Annotated in this window: 24 protein-coding genes; 23 read left to right on the forward strand and 1 reads right to left on the reverse strand. The window is 44.7% G+C overall.

The window, feature by feature from the left end; translation table 11 throughout:
- Nucleotides 1–48: 48 nt before the first annotated feature.
- The 10 genes from P6N53_RS04440 (at nucleotide 49) to aroH (ending at nucleotide 6743) form a co-directional block, all read left to right on the forward strand.
- Nucleotides 49–1794, forward strand: coding sequence for an ATP-binding protein (locus P6N53_RS04440; protein ID WP_304541508.1), 1746 nt, complete (start codon nucleotides 49–51; stop codon nucleotides 1792–1794).
- 56 nt (nucleotides 1795–1850) lie between these two features.
- On the forward strand, nucleotides 1851–2438 hold the full coding sequence (locus tag P6N53_RS04445; protein ID WP_304541509.1) for a nucleoside recognition domain-containing protein: 588 nt from the start codon (nucleotides 1851–1853) through the stop codon (nucleotides 2436–2438).
- A 4-nt stretch (nucleotides 2439–2442) separates the two neighbouring features.
- The gene (locus tag P6N53_RS04450) at nucleotides 2443–2973 is read left to right on the forward strand and encodes a spore maturation protein (protein ID WP_304541510.1); all 531 of its coding nucleotides are present in this window, start codon (nucleotides 2443–2445) and stop codon (nucleotides 2971–2973) included.
- A gap of 73 nt (nucleotides 2974–3046) precedes the next feature.
- Nucleotides 3047–3220: a glycine zipper domain-containing protein gene (locus P6N53_RS04455; RefSeq protein ID WP_304541512.1), complete on the forward strand. Its 174-nt coding sequence runs from the start codon at nucleotides 3047–3049 to the stop codon at nucleotides 3218–3220.
- Nucleotides 3221–3348: 128 nt separating this feature from the next.
- On the forward strand, nucleotides 3349–4425 hold the full coding sequence (locus P6N53_RS04460) for a pseudouridine synthase (RefSeq protein WP_308447258.1): 1077 nt from the start codon (nucleotides 3349–3351) through the stop codon (nucleotides 4423–4425).
- A gap of 114 nt (nucleotides 4426–4539) precedes the next feature.
- On the forward strand, nucleotides 4540–4779 hold the full coding sequence (locus P6N53_RS04465; protein WP_304541513.1) for a hypothetical protein: 240 nt from the start codon (nucleotides 4540–4542) through the stop codon (nucleotides 4777–4779).
- 102 nt (nucleotides 4780–4881) lie between these two features.
- Nucleotides 4882–5316 carry a hypothetical protein gene (locus P6N53_RS04470; protein ID WP_373322983.1) on the forward strand — a complete coding sequence of 145 codons (435 nt, stop codon included), beginning with the start codon at nucleotides 4882–4884 and terminating at the stop codon, nucleotides 5314–5316.
- Between the two features lie 56 nt (nucleotides 5317–5372).
- On the forward strand, nucleotides 5373–5828 hold the full coding sequence (locus P6N53_RS04475) for a hypothetical protein (RefSeq protein WP_304541515.1): 456 nt from the start codon (nucleotides 5373–5375) through the stop codon (nucleotides 5826–5828).
- Between the two features lie 92 nt (nucleotides 5829–5920).
- The gene (locus P6N53_RS04480) at nucleotides 5921–6343 is read left to right on the forward strand and encodes a HutP family protein (RefSeq protein WP_304541516.1); all 423 of its coding nucleotides are present in this window, start codon (nucleotides 5921–5923) and stop codon (nucleotides 6341–6343) included.
- 31 nt (nucleotides 6344–6374) lie between these two features.
- Nucleotides 6375–6743: a chorismate mutase gene (aroH, locus tag P6N53_RS04485; protein ID WP_304541518.1), complete on the forward strand. Its 369-nt coding sequence runs from the start codon at nucleotides 6375–6377 to the stop codon at nucleotides 6741–6743.
- Nucleotides 6744–7291: 548 nt separating this feature from the next.
- On the opposite strand, the gene P6N53_RS04490 is transcribed toward aroH, so the two are convergent.
- Entirely contained in the window at nucleotides 7292–8479 is a 1188-nt protein-coding gene (locus P6N53_RS04490; protein ID WP_304541598.1) for a pyridoxal phosphate-dependent aminotransferase, read from the reverse strand.
- A gap of 296 nt (nucleotides 8480–8775) precedes the next feature.
- Between P6N53_RS04490 and aroF the strand changes: the two genes are divergently transcribed.
- From aroF to plsY, 13 genes are all read left to right on the forward strand, one after another.
- The gene (aroF, locus tag P6N53_RS04495) at nucleotides 8776–9807 is read left to right on the forward strand and encodes a 3-deoxy-7-phosphoheptulonate synthase (protein WP_304541519.1); all 1032 of its coding nucleotides are present in this window, start codon (nucleotides 8776–8778) and stop codon (nucleotides 9805–9807) included.
- Between the two features lie 12 nt (nucleotides 9808–9819).
- Nucleotides 9820–10698, forward strand: coding sequence for a prephenate dehydrogenase (locus P6N53_RS04500; RefSeq protein ID WP_304541520.1), 879 nt, complete (start codon nucleotides 9820–9822; stop codon nucleotides 10696–10698).
- 23 nt (nucleotides 10699–10721) lie between these two features.
- Complete coding sequence (gene aroA / locus P6N53_RS04505) at nucleotides 10722–12011, forward strand: 3-phosphoshikimate 1-carboxyvinyltransferase (protein ID WP_304541521.1); 1290 nt, start codon at nucleotides 10722–10724, stop codon at nucleotides 12009–12011.
- Between the two features lie 116 nt (nucleotides 12012–12127).
- Entirely contained in the window at nucleotides 12128–12796 is a 669-nt protein-coding gene (gene cmk, locus P6N53_RS04510; protein WP_304541522.1) for a (d)CMP kinase, read from the forward strand.
- Nucleotides 12797–12806: 10 nt separating this feature from the next.
- A complete protein-coding gene (locus tag P6N53_RS04515) occupies nucleotides 12807–13409 on the forward strand; it encodes a lysophospholipid acyltransferase family protein (protein ID WP_304541523.1) in 603 nt (200 codons plus the stop codon).
- Nucleotides 13410–13434: 25 nt separating this feature from the next.
- Nucleotides 13435–15450 (forward strand): bifunctional 4-hydroxy-3-methylbut-2-enyl diphosphate reductase/30S ribosomal protein S1, encoded by a 2016-nt coding sequence (locus P6N53_RS04520; RefSeq protein WP_304541524.1) that lies wholly within the window; start codon nucleotides 13435–13437, stop codon nucleotides 15448–15450.
- 150 nt (nucleotides 15451–15600) lie between these two features.
- Nucleotides 15601–16383: a DUF1614 domain-containing protein gene (locus P6N53_RS04525; protein WP_304541525.1), complete on the forward strand. Its 783-nt coding sequence runs from the start codon at nucleotides 15601–15603 to the stop codon at nucleotides 16381–16383.
- Nucleotides 16373–17635 carry a stage II sporulation protein P gene (gene spoIIP / locus P6N53_RS04530; protein WP_304541527.1) on the forward strand — a complete coding sequence of 421 codons (1263 nt, stop codon included), beginning with the start codon at nucleotides 16373–16375 and terminating at the stop codon, nucleotides 17633–17635. The genes P6N53_RS04525 and spoIIP overlap by 11 nt, the downstream gene beginning before the upstream one ends.
- 89 nt (nucleotides 17636–17724) lie before the next feature.
- A complete protein-coding gene (locus P6N53_RS04535) occupies nucleotides 17725–18615 on the forward strand; it encodes a YIEGIA family protein (protein ID WP_304541529.1) in 891 nt (296 codons plus the stop codon).
- Between the two features lie 11 nt (nucleotides 18616–18626).
- Nucleotides 18627–18818, forward strand: a complete 192-nt coding sequence (locus tag P6N53_RS04540; protein ID WP_304541530.1) for a capping complex subunit for YIEGIA — start codon at nucleotides 18627–18629, stop codon at nucleotides 18816–18818.
- Nucleotides 18819–18885: 67 nt separating this feature from the next.
- Nucleotides 18886–20193, forward strand: coding sequence for a DUF512 domain-containing protein (locus P6N53_RS04545; RefSeq protein WP_304541531.1), 1308 nt, complete (start codon nucleotides 18886–18888; stop codon nucleotides 20191–20193).
- Nucleotides 20194–20278: 85 nt separating this feature from the next.
- The gene (gene der / locus P6N53_RS04550; protein WP_304541532.1) at nucleotides 20279–21604 is read left to right on the forward strand and encodes a ribosome biogenesis GTPase Der; all 1326 of its coding nucleotides are present in this window, start codon (nucleotides 20279–20281) and stop codon (nucleotides 21602–21604) included.
- Between the two features lie 84 nt (nucleotides 21605–21688).
- Nucleotides 21689–22288 carry a glycerol-3-phosphate 1-O-acyltransferase PlsY gene (gene plsY / locus P6N53_RS04555; protein WP_304541533.1) on the forward strand — a complete coding sequence of 200 codons (600 nt, stop codon included), beginning with the start codon at nucleotides 21689–21691 and terminating at the stop codon, nucleotides 22286–22288.
- Nucleotides 22289–22295 lie beyond the last annotated feature (7 nt).

Below are 22295 nucleotides of genomic sequence, written 5' to 3' on the forward strand. Positions count from 1 at the left end.
TGTCGAAAAAATTATTTAATTCTCCAATACTTTATGGAGGTTTTTATTTTGAAGGATTTCGAAGAATTAGTATCTGTACCTCAGCTTGATCAGTCGGAGCTGTACTCTAAATGGAAGAAGTTTATTAACGGAGTACCCCTAGGCCAGGAAAAGATTTTTAACGAAACATTAATGGCCTGGCAGAGGTGCGCAGATTTAGGCATAAGTCCCTATAACCTAAGAATTGAAGAATTGTCAAAGGAAGAGCTAAGCTATAGACAGGGTAAACTGACAGAGGTCCTTAAGCTTCTGGATGCCCACATTGAAACCGTAAAAAAGACTGTCAGTACCCATAGCACGTCATATTGTATTTCAGTTGCGGATCGGGACGGCTATATTATGATGGCTATTAATGAGCCGGGTCCGGAACCCATCCCCTTTGGCCCGGGACTCTCCCCTGGCCGATGCTTCGCCGAAAAGTATGTAGGGAATAATGCCATAGGTACTGTTCTTGCAACCGGGCAGCCCATAGCAGTGATTGGACCTGAACATTACGTGCAAACCCTTCACAGATTGTCCTGTGTTGGGGCACCGATCTTTGACATAAGTGGAGAAATTATTGCGGTTATTGAAATTACTACTCCTACTGGTTTTGAAAGCCCCTATACCTTTAGTCTGTTAGTGGCTGTTGCCACCGCGGTACAGGCTGGCTTGAGACAAAATTTGGTAGAACGGCAACTAAAGGAAACCAGTAAGGTTTTGGACCAAATATTACAGCAGAGGGATATAATTTTTAACTCCATGTCCCAGGGGGTAGTGATTTTAAATAAGGACGGAGTAGTCATCTTCTTTAATAAGGCCGCTGAAAAAATTTGGGATCTGAAATCTGAGGAGGTAGATGGCAAGGCCTTTGATTGTTTATTTCAAGACAAATGCCCCCGCCAGGAGCCCCTATTAATAAAAACTATCAGTGAGGGCATTGCCTTTACCAATATTGAATGTAAGTGTAGAAATAATCGGGAGAGAAAAAACCTGCTGGTAAATACTAGCTTGTTGGTTGATGAAAATAACGCTGTGGCGGGAGTTATCGGTATTTATACCGACGTTACAGAGCTAAGGCGTCAAGAGGAGAGAATTAAGGAACAGGAAAAACTGGCAGTTGTAGGACAAATGGCTGCGGGAATGGCTCATGAAATCCGCAATCCTCTAACTTCAGTCCGGGGGTTTGCCCAGCTTATGAGTGAAAAGCAGGCCATTGACCAGGCGGTGTTAAAAGAATATCTGGAGATAATGATTAATGATATTGACCAGGCTGATGGTTTTATCAATCACTTTCTACAGTTGTCTAGACCTAAACCACCTGTGAAGAAGGTTAGCTTAATTAACGATCTGATTAACGATTTTGTGCGTATTTTTGAATCCCAGGCATTTCTTCAAGGGACAAAGGTAAATACACAATTAAAGGATGTTCCCCCTGTGATTATGGATGCCAATCAGATTAAACAGGTTCTACTAAACTTGTGCCAAAATTCTCTCCAGGCCCTGCGCCTGGGGGGAGCCCTTACCCTGACAACAACCTATATCAGTAAAGAGAAGATGGTACGTATAGAAATCATAGATAATGGCCCGGGAATTTCACCAGTTAATCTTAAGAAGATTGGCATTCCCTTCTTTACTACTAAAGATACAGGAACAGGGCTAGGTTTGTCCATTTCCTATTCCATTGTAGACAAGCATCAAGGAAGGATTGAAGTGGAAAGCCAGGAGGGTAGTGGGACACGCTTCTCTATCTACCTACCTGTGGACGAACAGTAATAAATGGCCAACCCCCCTCATATTAATCTCATAAGGGGACAAGGGGGGAGAGATTTTTGGTCAATTATGTTTGGCTTGGCATGATTGTTTTTGGAATTATTGTGGCCGGCTTTAACGGACAAATTGAGGTGGTCACTAAAGCAGCTTTGGATGGGGCACAGGTGGCCGTAAAAACTTCCCTCAGCCTGATTGCCATTATTACCTTTTGGCTGGGAATTATGAAACTGGCCGAGGCAGCGGGGCTTGTCCGGGCTTTAGCATATCTAGTTAGGCCGGTGACCCATTTTTTATTTCCCAGCGTTCCTAAGGATCACCCTGCCATGGGGGCCATAATCATGAACCTTAGTGCCAATATTTTGGGGCTGGGGAATGCTGCTACCCCCATGGGGTTGATAGCCATGCAGGAATTGCAAAAACTGAACAAGAACAAGGATACGGCCTCGGAAGCAATGTGTACCTTTTTAGCCCTTAATACCGGTTGTATCACCTTAATTCCAACCACTGTAATCGGCATCAGGCTCCTTTATGGCAGTCAGGACCCCACCGAGATTGTAGGAACCACCATATTCGCAACCTGCTGTGGCATGTTAGTGGCTATTTTGGCGGACCGGGTACTTCGTGGCATGTATCGGAACAGGTGGTGAAATCATGTATGAGATAATCACACAGATTTCACGCTGGGCCATACCAATGATGCTGTTGGTTATAATACTGATGGCATTTTTTAGAAGGGTACCTGTGTATGAGACCTTTGTTCAAGGTGCAGAAGCAGGTTTTTCAACGGCAATTAAGACCATCCCCTTTTTGACTGGTATGTTGGTTGCGGTAAGTATCTTTAGGGCTTCCGGGGCCATGGAACTGCTGGCTGCCTGCTTATCCCCAGTTTTAAGCATCATCGGCATCCCTGCAGATATACTACCACATGCTGTTATGAGGCCCCTTTCCGGGGGGGCGGCCCTGGGTATTGCTACGGACTTGATAAAGACCCATGGACCTGATTCCTTTATTGGGCGACTTGTCTCTACAATGCAGGGAAGCAGTGATACAACTTTTTATGTCCTAACCCTTTATTTTGGTTCCGTGGGCATACGTCGGTACAGGTATGCCGTAGCCTCAGGACTGGCTGCAGATTTTACCACCTTAATAGCATCACTTATCATATGCAGTATGATATTTTAACTTTTTAAAGATACTACCTTTGGGTGGTGTAGGATATAGTTCATTAAATACAAAAATAATGGAGGCGTTGATATTGCCACAAGCGTATGATAATAATAAACGTAAGATAATTTATATGCCATTAGGATTGGCACTAGGTGCGGGATTGGGGGCGGCATTTAGCAATGTGGCTATTGGGATATCAGTAGGTATTTTATTGGGAACGAGCATAGATATGGTGGTCTACTCACATAAAAAGAAAAAATAATGTAATAAATGCTACCCGATGTGAAAAGTGTGTGGCCAATGAATAGGAGTAGTGAGTTGACTTAGTTTTATGCTGTAAGGGTATGATACTAGTATAATGATAAATCATAAAGGGGTTACCATAATAAGATGCTTGAACGATTGCAGAAGGTATTGGCTAGGGCAGGAGTGGCTTCCCGCCGACATTGTGAAGAGTTAATTACTAAGGGTAAGATTCGCGTTAACGGTAAGGTGGTTACAGAGCTTGGGACCAAGGTAAATCCTTTGGGGGATAAAATTGAGGTAGACGGAAAGCCACTGCCAAAGGAACAGCAAAGGGTTTATTTTCTATTAAATAAGCCCCGGGGATATGTTACTACCCTTAAAGATGAAAGGGGTAGAAAAACCGTTATTGAATTATTGTCTGGCATAAGCCAGAGGGTATATCCTGTAGGTAGACTAGACTATGACTCCGAGGGTTTGCTACTATTGACCAATGACGGAGAACTCACCCAGGCCCTTACCCATCCTAGCCACAGGGTCAAGAAGACCTATCTGGCTAGAGTTGACGGCCTTCCGGAAGAGGAAAAGCTAGCTTCTATGGCTAAGGGGCTACAGTTGGATGATGGTCCCACTGCCCCTGCGGAAGTTAAGCTTGCCAGTGTAACGGATAATCGAGCCCTTTTGGAGATAACCATACATGAAGGACGCAACCGGCAGGTCAGACGGATGTGTGAACATATTGGCTATCAGGTTTTACGCCTGCAAAGAACCAGGGTTGGCCCATTAAATCTTGAAGGTTTGAAGCCAGGACAATTTCGCCCCCTTACTCAAAAGGAACTGAGGGAAGTATTTTTACTGGCAGGAATTAAACTAAGCTCCCGGGAAGAAGAATTAAAGGGGGCAAGCAGGACAGTAAAGCTGTCATTGGTCACAAGAAATTATCTTAATGATCAACCAAATAGAAAATCTACCCATGCAGGCGCTTTAAGAGGTAAAGGAAACCATAGGAATAGGTTGGCTGAAAAGGATAAAACAGAAACAAGGAAGGACAACCCAGGTGGTCTTAGGGGGAAAAGAAACGATAGAAAGAAGTTTTTCGAAAAAGATAAAGCAGAAGCTGTTCCTGGCAAAGTAGGAGGCCTCAAGTCTGACAGAGGTGAAGGAAAGAGATTTACCTCACGGGGGAAAAGTTCTTTTAGTAAAAAGAATAATAAATCAAGATAAAGAGATTAGCTTCCCTTGAGGAGGCTTTTTTCCTGTAATTGGGCATAAAATGTTTTCTGCTATGGCAATATTATAGATTAATTAAACTATCTTATTTTGCGGAGGAATTTAATTATGCCATATTGCAGGAATTGCGGAAACCATGAGAGTTTAGCCAGTTCCCAATTTGCCCCCAGCACAGAGACTGCAGCCGCACCCCCTTGGGGTTTGCTGGCTAACTTTAACCGGAATGGGCAGCTCACCACCATGGAGTGCCAGGGAGCTAGCTTGGACGATGCCCAGGAGGCCTTTGAAGAACCGGAAAAATATTTTGATATCTGTCCTTTATGTGGTTCTAATGAAATCAATTGGTAATAGTTAGCAGGGATTTCACCTCACTAAATAGAATAACTAAGCTTAGTTTTCTTAGGCAAGTGTGAGGGGGTAATCCTTTTGAGTGTACAAAATGAAGATATTATGCATAAGCCCTTGAAGGTTAAAGTTCGTATGGATTTTAGAGGAGTTGGCAAACCGGGTAGATTTATCTTTGGCGGCAAACAAAGTGATAAGGCTGCTGAAGATATTAGGGAACAGCAAGTGGCGGTCTTTAGGAATGTCCCTATCCAGGGTATTCATGTGGAAGATATTGATGTCAGTGCTGAAGTATATACGGTCCGTGATGAAGTGACCAATAACGAGGTAGCCTATGCTCCGGTGGTGTTAATGATCAGGGCGGAAAATTTGGAAGATGTGGTCAGGTTTATTGCCAGGGATGACTTCCGCAAAATAGAAATTATCGATCCACCAAACCTATCCCTTTCCAAATATGATGTGGAAAGACTATTATTTAGGGTGGCGGAAGAAATGAGGGTTTACAGGTCCTTGTTAGATCGAAAATATAACAGTCGCTAGTGATAGGAATATATTGGCAGTCTGCCGCATATACAACTTTTGTAGGAGGCGGTGGAATGCAAAGGTTTAATGATTTTTGGAACAAAAAATCCCTTGAAAGATACTTGCTGACTGTTGTTGGGATTTGCTTGGTTTTCCTGGTGGTTTTACAGCTTACCCATGTTAGAACACCTTACCAAGGAGTAATAGACCAAGTGGGTTCTGATGCCCAGGCTATGTCCTATGCTGAGGTAGCTGATACCACAATCATTTTACAATTGGTCAACTATTCAACCTTACCTAAGGCAAGGGTTTTGGTGAACGGACAAGTAAAGGGAGATTTTACCCATCCCTATGTAACCCTTTCGGTGGCTGACGGTGATCTGCTCGAAGTGGATACCAGCTTTTACCGTCATTCAGTGAAGGTTAAAGTTTTAGAAACCAGTAATAAAATTGTTGTTCCCGAAAAGGGCGTCGAAATTTCCGGACAACAGAATATTTTAGTCCTGGGAGAAGTCAAGCTGCTCAAGTAAGGGTATACATTGCATTTGCTGAGAGGCTGTAATATAATCTAAGCACCCCATGGGTTCCTAATGGGAGTGCTATTTTTATAGGGGGGTTGCGATTGGGTCTCCATGGAAGCAGAAAAGTGGCCCGGGTAGCCATTGAAATGGCTATGACAGAAACTAGAGATCAGGAAAAGGAATATAAGACTAAATTTTTATCTGATGGCATTCGCACTGCCGCTGTGGATTATGGTGGTGACTTCATTTCTTCTGTTAATCGTATCATTGAAAGAGCGGTGGTTGCAGCCAAGAGAGAAGGGGTAATTAAGGAAGTGCATGCCGATGAGGGGGCAGTCGCCGGTGCCACCAGGGAAGCCCTTTCGATGATCATGCCTAAGGCTGTGGGGTTAAATGTTGGGGGTAAAATTGGCATTGCTCGGCAGGCAGACCACATCAGTGTGGCAGTATTCTTTGGGGTTGGGCTTTTGCACCTAGATGAAGTTGCCATTGGATTAGGACACAGGGCGGTATCCAGCTTCTAATTTAGTTTTATTTGTGGGAGGGTTTAGTAGTATGGGTTCATTAGTAAGGGGAATAAGGGGAGCAATTACGGTAGAACGGAATGATGCACAGGAGATTATTGAAGCAACCAGAGAGCTATTAAGGGAGCTTGTTCAAAGCAATCAACTAGAGGAAGAAGATATTTGCAGCGTTTTTTTTACGGTGACAAAGGATTTAGATACTGCTTTTCCTGCAAGGGCTGCAAGATCCCTGGGTTGGCAATTTGTACCACTACTATGTGCTCAGGAATTAGATGTAGTTGGCTCGCTACCAAGATGTATTAGAGTTTTATTGCATGTAAATACCGACAAGGCCCAGCAAGAAATAAAGCATATATACCTTCGGAATGCAGTTGGCCTAAGGCCCGACCTTGCCGATTAGATATTAAGTAATTTAAAGGGGTCCTGTAGTTTTTACTACAGGACCCCTTTAATATGACCAGCTATTTAGGTCAAAGACCTACTTCTCTGCTTCATAGGTGCCGTAGGGGGAAGAACCAAAGAGCAGAAGGATAAGAATCAAGAAAATAATAAAGGACTGATTGCCGCCACCGAAACCACCAATACCGTAACCCATTATGTTACCTCCTTAAAAATTTTTTATCCCTGGTGTTTTATTAGTCAGCCTCGTAGGTGCCGAAGCCAGGACCACTGAATAATAAAAGAATTAAAATCAAGAAAATAATAAAGCTAGAGTTTGAACCACCATAACCTCCCATTTTTAACGCCTCCTAAAAAATTAAAATTTGTGGGTACCCTTGATACATAATAAGAGTTTGGTCAAGAAAATGTTACAGTTAGCCTGAAAAAGATAAATGGTATTTAGTCCCTGAAACTGACTTGTCTACTAGAATTAGGAGGAATGAAACGGGGGACTTCCTATAATAAAATAAATACCCTACACCTTATTGGTGTAGGGTATTTTAGTGCTTATTTCAAGCCCAATTCCTGGGCCAGGGCAGTCCAAGCGGGTAAAGATTTCTCGATTATGTCCTTGTCTATGCAATAGGCTAGACGGAAATAACCGGGCAATCCAAAGCCGCTGCCGGGGACCACTAAGATATTATAGGCCTGGGCTCTACGGGTGAATTCCATGTCATCTTCAAGGGGTGATTTTGGGAAAAGATAAAAGGCACCCTGGGGTTTAAAGATATCGAAACCAAGGGAAGTCAGGTGATTTAAGAGCAGATCCCGTTTTTCCTGATATTCCATAATATTCACTGATTCCCGTTGTAAGTCTGCCACTAATCGCTGCATCAAGGCCGGCGCGTTTACAAAGCCTAGGGTACGGTTGCAGAAGATAAGGCCATCCATTAATTCATTAACACCTTTAATGTTGGGATTTACCGCGATGTACCCTATACGTTCCCCGGGCAGGGCCAAATCTTTACTGTGGGAGGTTACCAGGATTGCATTGGTTATATACTTGAATACAGAAGGAACTTCAACTCCATCGTAAACAATTTTTGAATAGGGCTCATCGGAAAGCACATAAAGGGGTCGTCCATTTTCTGCGGATTTTTGCTCTACCAGCCGACCAAGGCGTTCAAGTAAATGGGCAGGGTAAACTGCTCCCGTCGGATTATTGGGTGAGTTTATGATAATTGCCCTGGTCTTCGGGCCAATGGCTGCTTCTAGGGCAGCTAGGTCAGGGAGAAAGTCCTTGTCGGTGGGTACAACCTTTAGGATGCCACCATGATTATCCGCATAGAAGCCATATTCTACAAAGTAGGGAGATAGGGCGATTACTTCATCTCCGGGATTTAGAATGGTTTTGAAAGCAACGTTTAGACCGCCACCTGCACCAACGGTCATAACTATATGATTAGGACTAAAGGGCAAGCTTGACTGTTCGGCAAGGACTTCCGCCACAGCAGCCCTTGTTTCAAGATAGCCGGCGTTGCTCATATAACGGTGCATGCCTGGCTCTGGGTTTAGTGCCAATTTTCTTAACTCATCGCGAAATTTTTGCGGGGGCTCCACCGTTGGGTTGCCAATGGTGAAATCAAAGACCTTATCGGCTCCGTGTATTTTTCGGAGACGGTCTCCCTCCTCAAACATCTTACGAATGAAAGAACCCTTAGTTAAAAAAGAAGCAATTTTATCTGACAGTACCACTATGATTACTCCCTTCACATAATCTTCCATATTAAAAACATTAACAATATTGTACATTACACAGGCATAAAACACAAAAATTTATGTATTTTGCAAGAGATAATTGCCAGGGAGCAGAGCCAGTGATAACATAGAGGTGTAGAATGGGCTTTAAATTATTTATTGTGTAGAACGGTAGTATGGTAAGGAGGGATATCTATGTCTTATTTTAGTGACTAGGGCACTCTCTATGGGGTGCTTTTTCTAATTTGTTTTGGTTATATTAACCTTAGGGAATTCAAAGGAGGATAACAATTATGATTGTAATTATGGGCCATAGGGCTGATGATAATAAAATTGAAGTAGTGCTTGAAAGACTTAAGAAGGCGGGTTTTAAAACCCATCTTTCCAGAGGAGTTGAGAGAACTATAATTGGTGCCATAGGAGATAGAACAAGGATGGCTGATTTAGCCCTGGAGGCTATGCCTGGGGTGGAAAGCGTTGTACCTATTTTGCAGCCCTATAAGTTGGCCAGCAGAGCCTTTAAGGAAGAGGGAACCATAGTAAAGATCGGTGATCTTGAACTGGGTGGCTCGGAAATACAAGTTATGGCCGGGCCATGCGCTGTGGAAAGCAGAGAACAGCTTTTGGAATCTGCACGGCTGGTCAAGGCAGCTGGGGCTACCATGCTTCGGGGAGGGGCCTTTAAGCCAAGGACTTCACCCTATTCCTTCCAGGGGCTTGAAGAGGAAGGGCTGAAGCTTTTAGCAGAAGCCAGAGATTTAACAGGCTTAAAAATAGTTACTGAAGTAATGGATGCCAGTACTATACCCATGGTGGCTGAGTATGCTGATGTGCTGCAAATTGGCACCAGAAATATGCAAAATTTTTTCTTGCTTAGGGAAGTGGCCAAGGTTAATAAACCAGTGATTCTAAAAAGGGGAGTTTCGGCAACCATTGAGGAATGGCTAATGGCTGCTGAGTACATCATGGCCGGCGGTAATTACAATGTTATTTTATGTGAGCGGGGAATCAGAACCTACGAAACCTTTACCCGAAATACCCTTGATTTGTCGGCAGTCCCTGTAATAAAACATCTATCCCATCTGCCGGTGATTGTTGACCCCAGTCACGCCATAGGTAAATGGAGATTTGTTGCTCCCATGGCGGCGGCTGCAGTGGCAGCAGGTGCTGACGGTCTGCTGATTGAGGTGCATCCCAATCCGGCGGAGGCCCTTTGCGACGGGCCCCAATCCCTTACCCCCTCAAATTTTGAAGCTTTAATGAAGGAATTGAATGGAGTGGCAGGTGTTTTTGGCAGGAGATTAGGAGTACCCCAGGGTATTTAGGAGGGTAACGGCTTGTTTAATAAAGTAGTTATTGCGGGAGTTGGCTTAATTGGCGGTTCATTGGGCCTAGCCTTGACCCGGAGAAATCTGGCCAAAGAAATTGTGGGAGTTGATCCGGATAGGGATAACTTGAACAAAGCCCTGGCCTTGGGGGTGGTGCATAGGGCAGATTCCCTGGCTGAGGCTTTACCCGGGGCAGATTTATTTATCCTTGCGGCACCCATCGGGGTAACCCTTGGGATTCTAGAAATGGCTATCCCTTATTTGACGCCTGGCACCATTATCACAGATGTGGGCAGCGTAAAGGGGCGGTTGATAGAAAGGGCGGAACAGATGTTGCCCCAGGATAGCTATTTTGTGGGAGGACATCCCATGGCCGGCCTTGAAGTTACCGGGGTAACGGGGGCCAGGGAAGATCTGTTTGATGGAGCAACCTATGTATTCACACCAACAGCTAACACAGAGATAAGCGCTATTAATTCCCTCAAGGATTTTGCACATGCCCTGGGTTCCAAGGTGCTGGAACTTGAACCGGCAGAGCATGATCGGGCGGTGGCTTTAATTAGCCACCTTCCCCATTTATTGGCAGCTACCCTGGTCAATACTGTGGCAGCGGACGATGACTGTGGAGGGTTATTAAAGCTGGCAGGTGGGGGATTTAGGGATGCCACCAGAATAGCTGCTTCCAATTCAAATATGTGGAGGGATATTCTTCTAACTAACCGGGAAATGGTCCTCCAATCCGTAAGGGAATTTCGCTTCCAGTTGGAGGAAATGGAACAGGCTATTATAAATTTTAATCGGGAAGATTTAGTATCGGGTTTAATCAGGGCCAGGGAGGTAAGGGAATCCCTGCCGGAAAACCGCAAGTATGTTAGCAGGATTAAATAATAAACAAAAAGAGAGAGGGTAAAATGGAGCTAATAATCAATCCTGTAAAAAAACTTAGAGGCGAAATATCGGTTCCAGGTGATAAATCAATCTCCCACCGGGCAGTAATGCTGGGGGCCTTAGCCCAGGGAACAACGGAAGTAGAGAATTTTCTCATGGGAGAGGATTGCCTGGCCACTGTAGGCTGCTTTAAAGCTATGGGAGTTAAGATTGCTGGCCTGGATGGAGAGAAATTAACTATAGAGGGCGTAGGATTAGAGGGACTTAAAGAGTCGGCGGATATTTTAGATGCAGGTAATTCAGGAACCACCACCAGACTATTACTGGGTATTTTAGCTGGACAGCCCTTTAGCAGTATCTTGACAGGGGATGATTCCCTAAAGGGACGTCCCATGGCCAGGGTAACCAAGCCCCTTACAGAAATGGGTGCCAAATTTATTGGCAGGGATAATAATAACTTATTGCCCTTGGCTGTCCGGGGGGGTAAATTAAAGGCCATAGAATTTTACTCCCAGGTGGCCAGTGCCCAGGTTAAGTCGGCGGTACTATTGGCAGGTTTATTTGCCGAAGGTGAAACATCAGTCACTGAGCCAACGGTATCCAGGGATCATACTGAACGCATGTTGAAGGCCCTGGGGGCAGAGGTTGTTCGAGAGGGTACTACAGTAAAGCTCAAGGGAAGACCCGAGCTTAAGGGGAGAAAAATACAGGTTCCCGGGGACATTTCATCAGCTGCCTTTCTTATAGTGGCGGCGGCTATTTTACCCGGCTCAGATATCATCATTAAGGGAGTAGGGATTAACCCTACAAGGGATGGGATACTTGATGTAATGAATAATATGGGAGCCAGGGTGGAGATCCAGAATTTCAGGGAGCAGAATGGAGAGCCAGTGGCAGACGTTAGGGTTCAGGGCGGCAGCCTGCAGGGAACAGAAATCTCGGGCAGTCTAATACCAAGACTAATAGACGAGATCCCGGTATTAGCTGTGGCTGCAGCCTGTGCCAAGGGGACTACCATCATCAAGGACGCAGCTGAGCTGAAGGTTAAAGAAAGCAACCGGATTGCTGTGGTAGCCAGGGAACTGGGTAAGTTTGGAGTGAAAATCGAAGAACGCTCAGACGGCATGATCATTGAAGGTGGCAATAGTTTAAAGGGATGCCGTTGTCAAAGCTTTGGTGATCATAGAATTGCCATGGCCGCTGCTGTTGCCGGTCTGGTGGCCGAGGGGCAGACAATAGTGGAAGGTGCGGAAGCCATTCCTGTGAGTTATCCCGGTTTTGCTGATGCATTAAAATTATTGGGAGTAGAATAATAAAGCTGGAAGAGAATTTCCTCTTCTGGCTTTTTTGCTCAAAATAAAGGAATTTAATCAAAAGCGTCGAAAAATCTATAGGTATGTCCGAGGTTCTTTATTATGGAGGTTTTCCGTTGTCTAATCATAAAACTATTGCTATAGATGGCCCGGCCGGAGCGGGTAAAAGCACAGTTGCCAGAATGGTTGCCCAAAAATTGGGACTATTATATATTGACACAGGGGCTATGTATCGTGCCATTACTTTAAAAGCCCTACGGGAAGGGATTAGGACCGATAATCCTGCGGCCTTAACTGAATTAGCAGGAAGAACCAATGTGGAATTGGTTGCTGGCAGCAAACAGCAAGTTATCATGGATGGTGAGGACGTCACCGAGGCGGTTCGCTACCCAGAAGTATGCCTTAATGTATCTAAAATAGCTCAAATCTCAGGAGTCAGGGCTATTTTGGTAGAACAGCAAAGACGATTGGCTGAAAAAAGCGGTGTCGTGATGGATGGAAGGGATATAGGTACAGTTGTTTTACCCCGAGCTAATTATAAATTCTTTCTGACAGCATCACCTGAAGAGAGGGCCCGTAGAAGGGCTTCGGAGTTAGCAACAAAGGGATATACTATTGATATAGAAAAATTAACCAGGGAAATACAAGAACGCGACTATACAGATAGTCACCGTGCAGTGTCACCTCTGGTGCCTGCTGCTGATGCCATAGTTATTGATTCTTCAGGTTTAGGCATTGAAAGTGTTGTAAATATGATGATAGACCTGGTGGAGAAGGATAAGTAGGGGGAAAATAATGTTTTATTCATTTCTCCGGGTTGTTATACGATTTGCCCTTTTAATTTGGCGCAGACCGAGAGTTATTGGGGAAGAGAATATTCCTGCCACCGGCGGGTTAGTGGTGGTGGCGAACCATGTTAGTAACCTTGATCCCATTGTAATGGGCTGTGCCATTAACAGACAGGTTCATTTTATGGCTAAAGTTGAGCTATTTAAAAATGTTCTACTGGCAGCTTTTTTAAGAACTGTAGGTACCTTTCCTGTTAATCGTGAAAAATCAGATCGTAACGCCATTAGAATGGCTTTAGAGCTATTGCAGGCAGGTAGGGTTGTTGGGATCTTTCCTGAAGGGACCAGGAGTAAAACGGGGGAATTATTAAAACCCCATATTGGAGCTGCCATGCTGGCGGTAAAGGCTGATGTGCCCATACTTCCTATGGCTATAATTGGAACCGAGGGTTTGTTTAAAAAAATAATTGTTGTGATCGGTGAACCGGTTTATTTTCCAGAATTATGGCACAGTCGTCCAGGTAGAGAAGAACTGGAAGAACTTAGTATGCAGGTAATGGGTTCAATTGAAACAGCTATAAAATCTGACCAAACTAAGTCAGGTGCTTAATAAGTGTTTTCTAAGGGGGATTGGTTTGGAAGTCAGGATGGCTAATAAGGCTGGTTTCTGTTACGGGGTTAAGAGAGCCATTGAAATGGCTCTAAAAACCTCTGGGGAAAAGGGAGGTTCCATCTTTACCCTGGGACCTATCATACATAATCCCCAGGTAGTAAAAGACCTGGCTGACAAGGGTATAAATGAACTTGATTGTTTAGATGACATTGCGGATGGCACAATTATTATCAGATCCCATGGAGTTGGACCTGAGATACTTGAGCAAATAAAACAAAAGGGCTTGGAATTGATTGATGCGACCTGTCCCTTTGTGGCTAGAGCCCAGCGTTATGCTAAGGAAATGGCGGATAAGAACTTAATCGTTTTTATTCTTGGGGATCCAGGCCACCCTGAGGTCCAGGGGATTTTAGGCTGGTCAAGGGATAAGGGTATCGTTGTAGAAAAGGCTCAGGAAATAAGTCGGGTGGAACATTCTAAAGTAGGCTTGGTAGCTCAAACCACTCAGCCCATAGCCAATTATCAGGAGGTTGTGGAGGCGCTACAAAAGCAGGGAATAGAGGTGGATGCCCGCAACACCATTTGTCACGCCACTGGTGAACGGCAGAAGGCGGCCTTGGAGTTAGCCCAAAATGTAGACATAATGGTGGTTGTTGGAGGAAAGAATAGCGCCAATACTAAAAAGTTGGCAAAGATCTGCAGTGAAACAGGCACTCCCACCTTTCATGTAGAATCTGCAGAGGAACTGCAGGATGAGTGGTTTCGAGGGGCTGATACAGTTGGGCTAACAGCAGGTGCTTCAACACCTGACGTAATTATAGAGGAGGTTAAAAGAAGGATGAAGGAGTTGGACGAAATGACTAACGGTGAAGAAAGTATGAGCGAAGCAATGGAGGTAAAAGCTCCTCAAACAGGAGAATTAGTAAAAGGCATTGTTGTTCAGGTTAGTATGGACGAAGTAATGGTGGATGTAGGCGCCAAATCTGAAGGTGTTATTCCCAGGAAGGAATTAGCCTGTTACGGAGTAGATAATCCCCAAGAGGTAGTAAAGGTAGGGGATGAAATAGAGTGTGTTGTAATTAAAGCAGAGGACAAGGAAGGGAATTTAATCCTGTCCAAAGAGCGAGCAGATGCTGAAAAGGCCTGGGGTGGACTGGAACAAGCCATGGATAACGGAACCATCATCAAAGGGGTTGTCCGGGAGGCAGTTAAAGGTGGACTTTTGGTAGACGTTGGTGTGCGCGCTTTTCTGCCAGCCTCTCTGGTTGATCGGGGCTATGTTGAAGACCTTACCAAGTACTTAAATCAAGAGATTGAAGTACGGGTTGTGGAGATGAACAAACAGCGTAAGAAGGTTGTTGTTTCCCGTAAATCAGTTTTGGTTGAAGAGTATGCCCGTAAACGTGAAGAACTGCTGGTAAACCTGCAGGAGGGTCAGGTAGTTAAGGGTGTTGTTCGCCGGTTAACCCAATTCGGAGCCTTTGTTGATCTGGGTGGTGTGGACGGTCTTCTGCATATTTCTGAAATGAGCTGGCATCGGATAAATCATCCCCAGGATGTTGTCCAGGTTGGGGACGAGTTAGAGGTGATGGTTCTGAAAATAGACCGGGATAACGAAAAGATTTCCCTGGGATTAAAGCAGGTTTTACCTAATCCCTGGGATAATATCGAAGAAAAATATCCCGTAGGGAATGTGTTCCCGGCTAAAGTTGTTAGACTGGCTCCCTTTGGTGCTTTTGTTCAATTGGAGCCTGGGGTAGAAGGTCTGGTGCATATTTCTCATCTGGCAGACCGCCATGTGGCCAAGCCTGATGAAGTAGTAACCGAGGGTGAAGAGGTTAGCGTAAAAGTATTAAGTGTTGATACTGTTGAAAAACGCATTCGCTTGTCCATCCGTGAGGTTAACAGCGAGCCACGACCTGCCAGGGAGCCACGTCAGTCCAAGCAAGAAGTGGCTGAACCTAAGGTTGAGGAAGTAAAGGAAGACAACCTCACCTTGGGAGATGTTTTTGGAGATATGTTTAAGAAGGAACAATAATTTATTTTGGTAAAACGGCCCATCTTTTATAAGGTGGGCCGTTTTTATTTATACAACTAGATTAAATTACTTATCACATTTTAAATCTGTATAATTTGCCAACCGAAGGGAAATCTAATTTTTAGAATTACATCCAAAGGAGGCAGGTTTATGGATCGTTTTCCGCTGGGACTTATCGTGCTAATTGCCGTATCTGTGTTAATCTTTTTTGGTTTTGCCCAAAGGGCCTTGGATCGAATGAGACTTTCCGATAAGGGTGCTCTGGCAGTTATTTTAGCTATTATCGTTGGTAGTTTTATTAACATTCCGATACCTGGGGCCAGGGTGCCCTTAGAGATTAACCTGGGAGGGGCCTTGGTGCCATTGGGTCTCGCAATCTATCTGCTTGCCAGGGCCGGTACAGGCAAGGAGGTTACCAGGGCTCTTATTGCCACTGGCCTAACCGCCGTTATTATTTGGTTTATTGGCTCTCGGCTGATGGCAGGTCTTCCTGAGCCGGGAGGAAGGTTTGGTATATTAGATACCCTATATGTCTATCCGATAATTGCGGCGGTTGTAGCCTATATAGCAGGACGTTCGAGGCGTAGTGCCTTTATCGGTGCCACTTTAGGGGTAATTTTGGTAGATGTGGCCAACTATTATTATCTTCTACAAAACAATGCCACCAATGCCCTAAAAAGTATTGGTGGGGCTGGAGCCTTTGATGCCATTGTAATTTCCGGTATCTTCGCAATTCTTTTAGCCGACTTGATCGGTGAAACCCGGGAAAGGCTACAGGGTGGTCCTTCGTCGGAGGGAAAACCAGAAGCCCTGTTAGCGGGACTAAGGAAACCTGAATTGCGTAAAAAAGAAAAAAGGGATAAAGAAACAGAGGAAAAGAGAGAAAATCCAAGGGGCCGGGAACGGGAGGAGGTCGACCGTTATGAAGATTAAAAAAATCACCAGGGCTTTAAGTATCGGCATGATGCTGATAGGAATAGGGATAATTGCTCATCTGAGCTTTTCTCCTGGAATCCTACCTGCCTGGAATCCGGCTGCGTTTTTAGAAGGTGAAGACGGGGACCACATGGTGGGTAAAGTAGTTAATATTCTAGATGAAGAAGGTAAAGCAATTAGTCAAGCCTGTCGAGGGGTAGCAGTTGGAGATGAAATTATAAATTCTAAAGGGCAGCATTATAAGGTGGTAAAGGTGGATAAGGATCTGGCCACTGTAAAATCCCTTGGTAAGGATAATAGGCTTTTAGCCTGGCAGGATTATTTTACCGACGATAGATTAGAAATGGCTGCAGCCACCAGAAAAAATGGAACCGTGGGTGTGTATCACACCCATAGTGCTGAATCATATGTTCCTTCCGATGGTTCGGAAAGTGTTCCCTTTAACGGTGGCATTTACGATGTGGGTCAGACCTTTGTGAATAGGCTGGAGAAAAAAAGCGGCTCACAAATATTATATGATAAGACGCCCCACGATCCCCATGATAATGCGGCCTATCAAAGGTCACGCCGCACGTCCATGAAGCTGCTGGAGCAAAATCCAATTGCTTTGATAGACGTTCACCGGGATGGTATTCCTGATCCCAATTTCTACAGGGCAAATATTTCTGATACGGATGTTAGCCAATTGAGGCTAGTTATCGGAAGGCAAAACCCGAACATGGAGGCAAATTTAGACTTTGCCAGAAGAATGATGGCCTATGCCAATAAGGTGCACCCGGATATAGTAAAAGAGATTTTCATGGCTAGGGGCAACTATAACCAGGATTTGATGCCAACAGCACTACTGATAGAGGCCGGGACCCATACCAATACCAAAGAACAGGCTGAGCGAGGTGTGGCTCTTTTTGCAGATGCAGTGCCAACTGTCCTTGGTATTGAAGGAGGACCTGCCGCCGGGGCACAGACTCCAGAGCCGGCTATTACTGGCGGTGAAGGAGGTGGCTGGCGGGCAGTTGGTTGGATTTTAGGCCTGACCCTGTTGGTTGGCGGTGGTTTTCTACTCATCAGCACCGGCAGCCTGAAGGGGGCTTCGGATAGACTTAGCAACATTGGTAAGGAGTTTACTAATTATCTTGGCCCTATAAGGAATCGTATTGGCAAGAAACCTGACTCCACTAAGGAAAAGTCTAAGAAAAATGTGGCTGATCGAGCTGTGGCTGATCATAGAGACGATGTAACCGAGGATTAAGACTACCGCTGCCGCCTTCCCAGGGAGGCGGCAGTTCTATATCAGTGAAGTGTGTACAACTTTAGCGTACCTTTCTGAGGGGGTATCTTATGGAACAGTACTTAATAGTGGTTGTAGGTGGCATTACAGCTGGGTTTGTTACCAGGTTAGCACTTTTAAGGGTTGATTATCGCCAATATCCTGGCTATCCCCACGGTTTTGTCACACACCTTTCCCTGGGCTTTATTGCAGCTGCCCTGGGGGCCATTGCGGTGCCAGCTCTGCTGGAGCCGGATTACACTGCCTTTACCTTTTTAGCCTTGGCCGCCCAGCAATTTAGGGAAATAAGAAATATGGAAAGGCAGACTCTGGAAAGTCTTGAAGAAAGTGAGTTGGTTGAGCGAGGCAAAGATTACATAGAGGGTATTGCTCGAACCTTTGAGGCACGGAATTATTTAGTTATGGCCACTGCCTTTGTTACAGCCTTGATTACCCAAACCTTAGGGACATTAGCTGGCTTCGCCGGAGGCATTGTACTTATACTATTAAGTCTTCTACTTAAAACGGGCAATACCATTGGGGATATTTGCGACGTGGAACCAGCTAAACTAAAGTTTAAAAATACTATTTTAATGGTTGATCATATTGGGATTATGTCTGTTGGTTTGAAGGAAAGGCGTGAAAAAATTGCCGGGGAAGGACTAGGGGTAATTATTAAACCCAAAAATGACGATGCCAGGGCTACCATACACGACATGGGACAAAGGATAGCCATCGCCCACACCGCAGCAACCATCCTAGGAACTAAAAAGGATATTGATCTGCCGGAATTTACACCCATGCTTAGGAAAGATCCAGACACTGGTCAGGTTGGCTTTTATATTCTCCCTAATGAACCTGATATGGAGGCCTTAATTGAGGCAGTTAAGCAAGCACCTGTATTGGAAAGTGCAGCGGCGCGACCGTTGAAAAGCAAGGCTGGACGCTATGCTTCTGATTAACTACAGGGGAGGTGTCAAAGCTGTCTAATCCAAACCTAGTTTTGGCTATAACTATTAATGAGGATAGTGTTGGAGGCGATATGCCCATAATTTTTGCCAAGGATGAGGAGGACATGCAGCAGTTGGCCAGGCATGTTGCCAATATCATGCATGCTACAGTTCATGATCTGGGAAACGGTACTTTACTAATCGTTCAGCGTTAAACGTTAAATCCTTGACTATGTCTGGCAAATGGTGGATAATTGTTGCAGTAAGTCAGGGGAGAATTTTATGGAACATAATGGATTAATTATTTCTGAAGTTGAAGCAGGAAGTATTGCAGATGAGCTTGGTTTAAAACCAGGGGATAAGCTGGTTTACATAAATAGGGAACCCGTTCGGGATGTCTTGGATTACCGCTTTTTATGTGCAAATGAAGAGCTAGTGGCAACCATTATCACCCAGAGGGGTGAGGAATGGGAGTTGGAGATAGAGAAGGACTATGATGAGGATCTGGGGCTGGATTTTGGCGAAAATTCCTTCGGCCCCACCAGACGATGCCACAACCGGTGTCTATTTTGTTTTGTAGATCAGATGGCCCCCTCCATGAGGGAAACCTTGTATATTAAGGATGATGATTATCGTCTTTCCTTTTGGCAGGGTAATTTTGTGTCCCTTACCAATGTTGGTGAAAAGGAACTGCAAAGAATTATTGACCAAAAGTTTAGCCCACTATATATTTCTGTGCACACTACCAATCCCCAATTGCGCTGCCGTATGTTAAACAACCGGCATGCGGGAAAAATCATTGAACAGCTTGAACGGCTAACCCAGGCAGATATAGAAATGCATACCCAGGTGGTTCTTTGTCCGGAGATTAATGACGGGGATGAACTTAAGAGAACCATAGATGATCTGTCCCGGCTTTGGCCCCAGGTGTGTTCCCTTGCTGTGGTGCCTGTAGGGATAACCAGATATAGAGAGGGACTTTATCCCTTGAGACCCTTTAACCGTGAGGAAGCGGGGCAGGTAATAGATTTAATTGAAGCATACCAGCAGCAGTTTTTAGCAGATCGGGAATATCCCTTTGTTTATGCCTCCGATGAGTTTTACCTCATTGCTAATCGTCCAATACCTCCTTACGAACGGTACGGAGACTTCCCGCAAACGGAAAACGGGGTAGGATTGGTTAGACTGTTTCTTGAGGAATGGGAAGCCGTGGAACAGGAACTACCGGACAATATATCACCTCCCCGGGTTATCACACTGACCACAGGCGTGTCCGGCGCAGTGGTCTTAAACCCGGTGGTTAAGAGGCTAAATAAAATCAACGGGTTAGAGGTAAAGCTTGAGGCGGTGGAAAACTCATTTTTTGGCAAAACTGTCACTGTAACGGGCCTGGTAACAGGCGGGGATATTATACATGCATTAGATGGTAAAGAACTGGGAAGTAAACTGGTCTTGCCTTCCGTAATGCTGAGGGATGGGGAGGATATCTTTTTGGACGATATGACTGTGGACCAACTCTCAGTAAAATTAGGCATACCAATAAGTGTGGCAGAGGGACCAGAGGATTTAGTCAGAGAAATATTGGATTAAAGGTAGGGTTAACTGGTCAAACTTTTATTACAGGGATTAAAAATTTAGTTTACATAAAACGCAGCATAGAAATGAGGGAGCACCCTTGTCAAAGCCAATAGTTGCCATTGTGGGACGTCCCAACGTAGGCAAATCAACATTATTTAATCGTATTGTAGGCTCAAGAATTGCCATTGTAGAGGATATGCCTGGGGTTACCAGGGATAGGCTTTATCAGGATGCCGAGTGGCAGGGCCGTGAATTTACTTTAGTAGATACAGGTGGATTGGATTTTGCGGAAGATGTAATAACCGAACAGATAAGGAAGCAGGCCGAGCTAGCCATAAGGGAGGCCGATGCCATTATCTTTTTAGTAGATGCCCGGGAGGGTCTAACAATCATTGATGAGGAGGTTGCCAAGCAGCTTCGTTTAGCTGACAAGCCAGTGTTGCTGGTGGCCAACAAGGTTGAACAATTCGATGCCTCAAAAATACCCTTTTATGATTTTTATCAACTGGGGTTAGGTGATCCTGTTCCTGTATCGGCTTCAGAGGGATTAAATACCGGTGATCTATTGGATGAGTTGGTAAAACTGTTGCCTGAGCAGGAGGATGACCCATATTCACCAGACACCATTAGAATTGCAGTAATAGGTAGGCCTAATGTTGGTAAGTCGTCCTTGGTCAATGCCATACTTGGTGAAGAGCGGGTAATAGTCAGCAACATTCCTGGAACAACCAGGGATGCAATAGATTCTCCCTTCGAGAGAAATGGTAAGAGCTATGTCATTGTAGACACAGCCGGGATGAGAAGGAGAAACCGTATAGATCTAGCTGCCGAAAGATATAGTGTGGTGAGAGCCCTAAGGGCAGTGGACCGGTGCGATGTAGCCTTGATGATCCTTGATGCCACCGAGGGTGTGGCTGAGCAGGACAAAAAAATAGTGGGCTATGCCCATGAAAAGGGTAAAGCCATTGTTTTGGTTGTAAACAAATGGGATCTTGTTGTTAAAGATGATAAGACCATGAATAGATTCGAAAGGAAAATTCGTGAAGAGATTACCTTCTTAAATTATATTCCTATAATTTATGTATCTGCTTTGACTAAGCAGCGCCTGCCAAAGATTTTAGACATGGTTGATTTTGTGGCAGAGGAAGCCAGCCGCAGGGTAGCCACAGCCGATTTGAATAATTTAATCAGGGAGGCCACCCAGGCTACTCCACCACCGGCAGATAAGCATAGAAGGCTTAAGATCTTCTATGTTACCCAGGGCGGTGTTAAACCCCCAACCTTTATTTTGTTTGTAAATGATCCTGAATTAATGCATTTTTCTTACCAGCGCTACCTGGAAAACAAATTAAGAGATACCTATGGCTTCGAAGGAACCCCCATCAGAATTTTCCTCCGCAAGAGGGAAGCCAAGGAACAGTAGTGTTTATTAAGTATTAAAGCAAATCATCTTATTGTCAGGGGAGAAAATAAGTAAAAGAATAGTCCCCTATTCGGAGGAATAGACTTGTTTAGCACAAATGCTTTATTGCTAGGATTAGCAGCTTATTTAATAGGCTCTATACCCTTTGGTTACTTGCTGGCTCGTTTTTGGAAAGGGATAGATATTAGAAAATTTGGTAGCGGTAATATTGGCGCTACTAATGTATGGAGGACCCTGGGAAAGGGTCCTGGAATGGTTGTTCTTATACTAGATATGCTAAAGGGTACGGCAGCTGTTATGCTGGCTAAGCAGCTAGAATATACAGACTTTGCGGTTCTGTTTTCTGCTTTACTGGTGATGGTGGGACATAGTTATCCCCTGTGGCTAGGCTTTAAAGGGGGTAAAATTATTGCCACCGGGGCTGGTGCTGTACTGGCCATTGCCCCTGTGCCCTTACTGCTCAGCTTTCTGGTTTGGGCATCAACGGTGGGACTAACTAAGTATGTTTCTCTAGGTTCAATTTTAGGGGCTATTTCCTTGCCCCTTTGGGTGTATGCCATGGATTACAATGTTAATTATCTTATCTTTTCTGTCCTGGTATCCTCCTTTGCAGTTTATAAGCATAGATCAAATATAAAGAGGTTATGGCAGGGGACTGAGTTTAAAATTGGCAAAAAAGGCTAATGATTGG

Source organism: Desulforamulus aquiferis (assembly GCF_030577015.1).
Lineage (GTDB): Bacteria > Bacillota > Desulfotomaculia > Desulfotomaculales > Desulfotomaculaceae > Desulfotomaculum > Desulfotomaculum aquiferis.